This is a genomic window from Holdemanella porci, assembly GCF_019052655.1.
In the GTDB taxonomy this organism is placed as follows: Bacteria; Bacillota_I; Bacilli_A; order Erysipelotrichales; family Erysipelotrichaceae; genus Holdemanella; species Holdemanella hominis.
Genome location: NZ_JAHQVB010000026.1, coordinates 21,038 through 28,687 on the forward strand (window position 1 = coordinate 21,038; position 7,650 = coordinate 28,687).

Annotated in this window: 8 protein-coding genes; all 8 read left to right on the plus strand. The window is 36.1% G+C overall.

Annotated elements, in window-relative coordinates; all coding sequences use genetic code 11:
* Positions 1–6 precede the first annotated feature (6 nt).
* The 8 genes from atpA (at position 7) to KTQ83_RS12280 (ending at position 7,421) form a co-directional block, all read left to right on the plus strand.
* Entirely contained in the window at positions 7–1,542 is a 1,536-nt protein-coding gene (gene atpA, locus KTQ83_RS06380; protein WP_117926259.1) for a F0F1 ATP synthase subunit alpha, read from the plus strand.
* A complete protein-coding gene (gene atpG / locus KTQ83_RS06385; protein ID WP_117926257.1) occupies positions 1,529–2,377 on the plus strand; it encodes an ATP synthase F1 subunit gamma in 849 nt (282 codons plus the stop codon). Before atpA ends, atpG begins: the two co-directional genes overlap by 14 nt.
* Positions 2,378–2,389: 12 nt before the next feature.
* Positions 2,390–3,790 (plus strand): F0F1 ATP synthase subunit beta, encoded by a 1,401-nt coding sequence (gene atpD, locus KTQ83_RS06390; protein ID WP_117926255.1) that lies wholly within the window; start codon positions 2,390–2,392, stop codon positions 3,788–3,790.
* 2 nt (positions 3,791–3,792) lie between these two features.
* Entirely contained in the window at positions 3,793–4,188 is a 396-nt protein-coding gene (gene atpC / locus KTQ83_RS06395; RefSeq protein WP_117926253.1) for an ATP synthase F1 subunit epsilon, read from the plus strand.
* A 112-nt stretch (positions 4,189–4,300) separates the two neighbouring features.
* On the plus strand, positions 4,301–4,561 hold the full coding sequence (locus tag KTQ83_RS06400) for a co-chaperone GroES family protein (protein ID WP_117926251.1): 261 nt from the start codon (positions 4,301–4,303) through the stop codon (positions 4,559–4,561).
* Between the two features lie 16 nt (positions 4,562–4,577).
* Positions 4,578–6,191, plus strand: a complete 1,614-nt coding sequence (groL, locus tag KTQ83_RS06405) for a chaperonin GroEL (protein ID WP_117926249.1) — start codon at positions 4,578–4,580, stop codon at positions 6,189–6,191.
* Positions 6,192–6,393: 202 nt separating this feature from the next.
* Positions 6,394–6,954 carry an ABC transporter substrate-binding protein gene (locus KTQ83_RS12275; RefSeq protein WP_244975796.1) on the plus strand — a complete coding sequence of 187 codons (561 nt, stop codon included), beginning with the start codon at positions 6,394–6,396 and terminating at the stop codon, positions 6,952–6,954.
* A 59-nt stretch (positions 6,955–7,013) separates the two neighbouring features.
* Positions 7,014–7,421, plus strand: a complete 408-nt coding sequence (locus KTQ83_RS12280; RefSeq protein ID WP_342367247.1) for an ABC transporter substrate-binding protein — start codon at positions 7,014–7,016, stop codon at positions 7,419–7,421.
* The last annotated feature ends 229 nt before the right edge of the window (positions 7,422–7,650 follow it).

The following is a 7,650-nucleotide window of genomic DNA, read 5'->3' on the forward strand; positions in this document are numbered from 1 at the left end:
GATATGATGAGTTTAAATCCAGCAGAGATTTCAAAATTAATCAAAGCTCAAATTCAAAGTATCGACCAGGATCTTGAAATGAATGAAAGTGGTACTATCCTAACAGTAGGTGATGGTATCGCAACAGTATATGGATTGAAAAATGCCATGATGAGTGAATTGTTGTTATTCCCTCACGATGTATATGGTATGGTCATGAACTTAGAAGACGAACAAGTAGGTGTCGTATTACTAGGTGATAATTCCGATATCAAAGAAGGTGACGTTGTAAAACGTACAGGTCACATCATTGAAGTTCCAGTTGGTGATAGTTTGATGGGTCGTGTTGTCAATGCATTAGGACAACCGATTGATGGTTTAGGTGAAATCAAAACAGATAGAACACGTCCAGTAGAACGTGTGGCCCCAGGTGTAATGACAAGAAAGAGTGTATCGGTTCCATTACAAACGGGTTTAAAAATTATTGACTCTATGATTCCAATTGGTCGTGGACAACGTGAGTTGATCATTGGTGACCGTCAAACAGGTAAAACAGCAATCGCAATCGATACGATTTTGAATCAAAAAGATCAAAATGTAAAATGTATTTATGTGGCGATTGGTCAAAAGGCAAGTACTGTAGCTCAAATCGTTGAAAAATTAAAACAACACGGAGCTATGGAATATACTACGATCGTAGCGGCTACTGCATCTGAAGCAGCGCCATTACAATATATTGCACCTTATGCAGGCTGTGCAATGGGTGAGGAATGGATGGAAAACGGAGAAGACGTATTAATTGTTTATGATGATTTATCAAAACATGCCGTAGCCTACCGTACACTGTCTTTACTTCTTCGTCGTCCTCCTGGACGTGAAGCGTATCCTGGAGATGTCTTCTACTTACATTCACGTTTATTAGAGCGTGCAGCACGTTTAAATGAAAATTATGGTGGTGGATCTTTAACTGCTTTACCAATCATTGAAACACAAGCCGGAGATATTTCTGCCTATATTCCTACAAACGTAATTTCAATTACGGATGGACAGATTTTCTTGAAAACAGATATGTTTAATGAAGGCGTTCGTCCAAGTGTAGATAGTGGTTTAAGTGTAAGTCGTGTAGGTAGTGCTGCACAGACAAAAGCTATGAAGCAGGTTTCTGGTTCATTAAAGCTTGAACTAGCTCAATATCGTGAAATGGAATCTTTTGCGAAGTTTGGTTCAGATTTGGATGCGAGTACAAAAGATGTATTGGATCATGGTGCAAGATTAACTCAATTATTGATTCAAAAACAATATTCACCATTAACAGTGCCTGAACAAGTATTATCTTTGTATGCTGCAAAAAATAGATATTTAAAACCTGTTGAAGTAGATCACGTTGGTGAATTTGAACAAGGAATGTTGGAGTATGCACATCGTGAATATCCTTATGTTTTAGATCAGATTGAAATGAAAAAGGCAATTGACGATGAATTAGAAGCGGATATTAAGAAGGCTTTGGATGCATACGCAAAACAATATGCACTAGAAAAGGGTGCGCAACATGGCACAGAGTAGACAGGCTATTCAGGCCCGAATCAGTTCCGTTAGTTCAACTAAAAAAATCACAAAAGCAATGCAGCTGATTGCTTCAAGTAAATTAACTAGACAAAGACAAATTATGGAAGAAAACCGTAGTTATGCACAAGGTCTTCAAGAACTATTCACAATGGTACTTCGTAGTACTGGAGATGATTCTATATATTTAAATGAGAATCAAGGAAAGCCAGGTTTTATCTTTGTGATCACAAGTGATATGGGACTTTGTGGTGGTTACAACGCAAACGTGTATCGTATGATACAAGATGAGTTTTCTGAAAAGGATCATGTAGTTATGATAGGAATTCGTGGTTCTGCATGGATTTCAAAACGTGACTATAATGTTGAAACTGTATTAAGTGATCTTGACGAGGATGATGTATATAATGCTTTATCGAAATGTATGCAGGATGCATTAGACTTGTTTGAAAAGAAAGAGATTTCAAAAATTCAAATTTTATATACGCACTATAAAAACACATTGACATTTGTTCCTACTTTAGAAACGGTTTTACCTGTTTCTAAGCCTCAGGAAGAAAAGAAGTCAGGCATGCATGCGGATATGATTTTTGAACCAGATAAGGAAACAATGCTACAAAACATGATTCCTATGGTGACAAAATCAATTCTTTACTCTCGTTATTTAGAGAGTAAAACAAGCGAACAGGCTTCTCGAAGAATGGCAATGGAGAGTGCAACTGACAATGCAGAAGAGTTGCAGAATAATCTTGAACTTGCATATAACCGTGTACGTCAAGGAGCTATCACGCAAGAAATCACTGAAATTGTCGGTGGTGCAAATGCACTTTCATAAAGGAGGGTAAACATGAGTCAAAATATTGGAAAAGTCGTTGAGATCATTGGTCCGGTTGTGGATATTCAATTTTCACAAAATAATTTACCAGATTTATTAACGGCAATTGAAATTGAACGCCCAAATGAAGAAAATCTAATTGTAGAAGTCGAACAAGATATCGGTGCTGATAGAGTACGTTGCATTGCGATGGGAAGTACAGATGGTTTGGTTCGTGGTATGGATGCCATTGATACTAAAAAACCAATTCAGGCTCCTGTCGGAGAAAATGTATTGGGTCGTATGTTTAATGTTTTGGGTAAACCAATTGATGGTTTAGGTGATGTAGATGCTCAAACTATGCCAATTCATAGAAAAGCACCAGCATTTGATGAACAAAGTACAACAAGCGAACCATTGGAAACAGGTATTAAAGTTATTGACTTACTATGTCCTTACGCAAAGGGTGGTAAGATTGGATTGTTCGGTGGTGCCGGGGTAGGTAAAACCGTATTGATTCAAGAGTTGATCCACAATATTGCCAAAGAACATGGTGGTAAATCCGTTGTAGTAGGCGTTGGAGAAAGAACTCGTGAAGGAAATGATATGTATCACGAGATGAAAGACAGCGGTGTATTAGATAAAACAGTATTGGTTTATGGACAGATGAATGAAAGTCCAGGAGCCAGAATGCGTGTTGGATTAACTGGTCTAACAATGGCAGAATATTTCCGTGATGTAGAACACCAGGACGTATTATTGTTTATTGATAATATCTTCCGTTTTACACAGGCAGGATCTGAAGTTAGTGCCTTATTAGGACGTGTTCCTAGTGCTGTAGGGTATCAGCCTACATTAGCTACAGAAATGGGACAGTTGCAAGAAAGAATCACATCAACAAAAGATGGTTCTATCACTTCTGTACAGGCTATTTATGTACCTGCGGATGACTTAACGGACCCAGCTCCAGCAACAACATTTTCTCACTTGGATGCAAAAACGGTATTAGACCGTGACATTGCGGCATTAGGTATTTATCCTGCCGTAGATCCACTTGAATCAAGTTCACGTATTTTGGATCCACTTGTAGTTGGTGAAAAGCACTATAAAGTAGCTCGTGGAGTACAAAATATTCTACAGAGATATAAAGATTTACAGGATATCATTGCCATCTTAGGTATGGATGAATTAAGTGAAGAAGATAAGAAAGTTGTTAACCGTGCACGTCGTGTTCGTAACTTCTTGTCGCAACCATTTAATGTTGCTGAAGTATTCTCTGGTATTCCTGGAAAATATGTACCTTTGGAAGATACAATTCGCAGTTTCGAACGCTTATTAGCAGGTGAATTTGATGATCTTCCAGAACAAGCATTCATGTTTGTTGGAACAATTGAAGAAGCACAGGAAAAAGCTAAAAAAATGGCTGGTGAATAGTCATGATTGCTTTTAAAGTAGTAACACCAAAAGGCGAATATTTAAAGCAGGAAGTTAAAAGTATTCATGTAAAGACGGTGGTTGGAGAAACAACAATTTTACCAAATCACATGCCTATCTTTGCATCTTTGGTGCCTTGTAAGCTTGTTTTGAAAAACGAAAATGATGAAGAAGAAATCTTTGCGATTTCTGGTGGCTTTTTACAATTCAACAAAAATGAAGGCATGATTCTAGCTGATGCGATCGAAGGAAAAAAAGATATCGATCTTGAGCGTGCAAAAAAATCAATGGAACGTGCTAAAGAGCGTTTAGAGAAAAAAGATTCAGATACAAATCTAAAAAGAGCTCAGTTATCATTGGAAAGAGCAATTAATAGAATTCATGTATATGGCGAGTAATCCTCGCCATTTTCTTTCATTAAATTTTAGCAAACTTATTGCATCAGTGCTAAAAATGAGTATAATAGTAATTAGCAGTTAGAATAACTAAGTGCTAAAAGGAGGATGAATTATGTTACAACCTTTACATGATTATGTTTTATTAAAGAAAGAGAAAGAAGAAAAAACTACGGCAAGTGGAATTATTTTGACAAGTGGAAAAGAAAAGTCAAAGCTTGCAGTTGTCGCAAGTATTGGTGCAGATGTTAAAGATGCGGGATATGCTTGTGGAGATAAAGTTTTATATAAAGAATATTCGGGAACTACAATGCAGCTTGATGATGAAGAATTCATTGTCATCAAAGATGAAGATATCATTGCAGTAAGTAAGTAGTAGGAGGTAATGAATTATGGCTAAAGAAGTACGTTTTTCAAAAGATGCTCGTGAATCCATGTTAAGAGGTGTTAACACATTAGCAAATGCAGTTCGTGTTACTTTAGGTCCTAAAGGACGTAATGTTGTTCTTGAAAAGGAATATGGATCCCCATTGATCACAAACGATGGTGTAAGTATTGCTAAAGAAATTGAATTGGAAGATAAGTTTGAAAATATGGGTGCTAAATTGGTATATGAAGTTGCCAATAAGACAAATGATACAGCTGGAGACGGAACAACAACAGCTACAATTTTAGCTCAAAGTATGATTGAAAATGGTTTACGTCAAGTGGATCGTGGGGCAAATCCTGTATTGATGCGAGAAGGTATTGAAAAAGCAGCTAAGGCAGTAAGTGATTATATCTTATCTGTTTCTAAGAAAGTAGAAAGCAGTAAAGATATTGCCAATGTTGCGACAATTTCATCTGGATCGGAAGAAATTGGTAAGATTATTGCGGATGCGATGGAAAAAGTTGGTCGTGATGGTGTCATTTCAACAGATGATTCAAAAGGCTTTGAAACAGAACTTGAGATTAGTGAAGGTATGCAATATGACAAGGGTTATGTTTCTCCATATATGGTTAGTGATCGTGAAAAGATGGAAGCTATAATGGAAAATGCTTATGTATTAGTAACGGATCAAAAGATCACAAACATTCAGGAAATTTTACCTTTACTTGAACAATTGGTTCAGGCAAATCGTGCGTTATTGATTATTGCGGAAGATTTAGAAAATGAAGTAGTTTCTACTTTGGCATTAAATAAACTTCGTGGAACATTCAATGTAGTTGCAACTAAAGCTCCAGGCTTTGGCGACAACCAAAAAGAAATGTTGCAAGATATTGCGATTATGACAGGTGCTAAATTCTATTCAAAAGATTTGAATATGGAATTAAAAGATATGCAGTTATCGGATTTGGGTACAGTTAAAAAGATTGTTGTCACAAAAGATAATACGACAATGATTGGTGGAGCTGGAAGTAAAGAAGATGTGGCTGCCCGTGTATCTGAAATTGAAGCACAAATGGAAAATACAACAAGTGATTATGATAAGAAACGTATGGCAGAGCGTTTAGGTAAATTATCAAATGGTGTTTCAATCATTAAAGTGGGTGCTGCAACTGAAAGTGAATTGAAAGAAAAGAAACTTCGTATTGAAGATGCGTTGAACTCAACTCGTGCTGCTGTTAGTGAAGGTATTGTAGTTGGAGGTGGATCTTGTTTAGTAAAGGCTTATGTGGCATTAAAAGATGAAATAAAATCGGATGTAGTTGATGTACAAAAAGGTATTAAAGTTGTATTTGATGCATTGTTAGCTCCAATTGCACAGATTGCTGATAATGCTGGATATAACAGTGAAGAGATTGTTGAAAGACAAAAAGAAGTAGGTGAAAATGTAGGATTTGATGCAAAACATGGTGAATGGGTAGATATGATTGAATCTGGTATCATTGATCCTACAAAAGTAACTCGTAATGCATTGATGAATGCTTCTAGTATTTCAGCTTTGTTCTTAACAACAGAAGCTGGAGTTGCTAAAATTGATAAAGAAGAACCAGCACCTGCAATGCCTCAGGGAATGTATTAACAGTTGATTGAATAGCTAAGGTTTTGATTACTTTAGCTATTTTTTTGTGCAAAGAAAGCTTTTGAAAATAATGTAAATTATGTGTCAAAAAGGCTAAAAAAGTTTTCCGCTTGCGCTACCATATCTGTACAACTCGAGGGAGGTATAGATTATGAAAGGTAAATTATAAAAAACGTTTGCTTCTAGTGCTGTTGCATTAAGCATGTTAGTCGGATGTAGTTCAGGAAGTGGAACTGCTGCAACTGAATTAAAGGAAGGAGATACGGTCAAGATTGGTTTGAACTATGAATTGTCTAGTGCTGTAGCTTCTTATGGTCAAGCTGAGTATAAAGGGGCAACGCTAGCTATCAAGGAAAATAACACAAACAAGGATTCAAAATATAAAATTAAAGCTGTCAAAATGGATAATAAAGGAGATGCTAGTGAATCTACTTCAGCAGCTACAAAATTGATGACTGAAGATGGTGTAGCTTTTATAGTTGAACCTGCAACTTCAGGTGCTTCTATTGCGACATATCCAGTAGCGGATCAAAACCAAGTTCCAGTCATTTCACCATCTGCTACTCAGGTAGATGCAACAATGAATGGGGATTCTCCTTATGAATATGCGTTCCGTATTTGTTTTGAAGATTCATATCAAGGTAAGGCAATGGCTAAATTTGGATATGAAAACTTAGGTAAGAAAAAAGCTGTTATCATTAACGAAGTTAGTGATTATGGAAAGGGTCTAACTAAAGAATTTACACAAAATTTGAAGATTTAGGTGGAGAAGTTGTAGCTACAGAAAGCTATAACACTAAAGACACTGACTTTGCCGGTATCATCACGAAAGCAAAAGATAAAGGTGATGATGTATTTGAATCAGAAAAATTAGCAGAACTTGCAGGTAAAGAAAATTTAAATAACTGCTACTATTCAACTGCTTATACTACAGTTAATGCAAGCGATACTTTAACAACATTTGTTGATGCATATACTAAAGAATATGGAGAAGCTCCAAATATGTTCTCTGTATTAGCTTACGATGCTGCTAATTTAGTTTTACAAGCTCTGGAAAAATCAGCTAAGACTGGTGCTATTCTACAAAAGGCAATTACAGATTCTGATTTTGAAGGTTTTACTGGTTCATTCACATTTGATAAGACACATTCACCTAAGAAGTCTGTATTAGTTTTTAACTTAGTAGATGGTGTTCAAACGGAAGCCGTTTCAGTAGATCCAAATAAATAAGTCTTTGTTCAAAGGGGGGAACAATTTCCAATGTCATTAAGTTAAGAAATAACGAACTGTCCAGATACTATTGTCTGGATGGTATTTTTATTTGAAAGCACAGCGAAATTTGTAGTATTGCTACTACATTTTAAAAAATATATAACCTGAATTATTCATGAAAATATAAAAATTCGTAGAATGTTCCTAATTTAAAGGAAATCTACGAATTTTTCTTATCACCCATTGG

Excerpts from the sequence above, each read along its gene's own strand:
- atpC (WP_117926253.1), top strand. The coding sequence starts at position 3,793 with ATGATTGCTTTTAAAGTAGTAACACCAAAAGGCGAATATTTAAAGCAG.
- KTQ83_RS12275 (WP_244975796.1), top strand. The coding sequence starts at position 6,394 with ATGTTAGTCGGATGTAGTTCAGGAAGTGGAACTGCTGCAACTGAATTA.
- atpG (WP_117926257.1), top strand. The coding sequence starts at position 1,529 with ATGGCACAGAGTAGACAGGCTATTCAGGCCCGAATCAGTTCCGTTAGT.
- groL (WP_117926249.1), top strand. The coding sequence starts at position 4,578 with ATGGCTAAAGAAGTACGTTTTTCAAAAGATGCTCGTGAATCCATGTTA.
- atpA (WP_117926259.1), top strand. The coding sequence starts at position 7 with ATGAGTTTAAATCCAGCAGAGATTTCAAAATTAATCAAAGCTCAAATT.
- atpD (WP_117926255.1), top strand. The coding sequence starts at position 2,390 with ATGAGTCAAAATATTGGAAAAGTCGTTGAGATCATTGGTCCGGTTGTG.
- KTQ83_RS06400 (WP_117926251.1), top strand. The coding sequence starts at position 4,301 with ATGTTACAACCTTTACATGATTATGTTTTATTAAAGAAAGAGAAAGAA.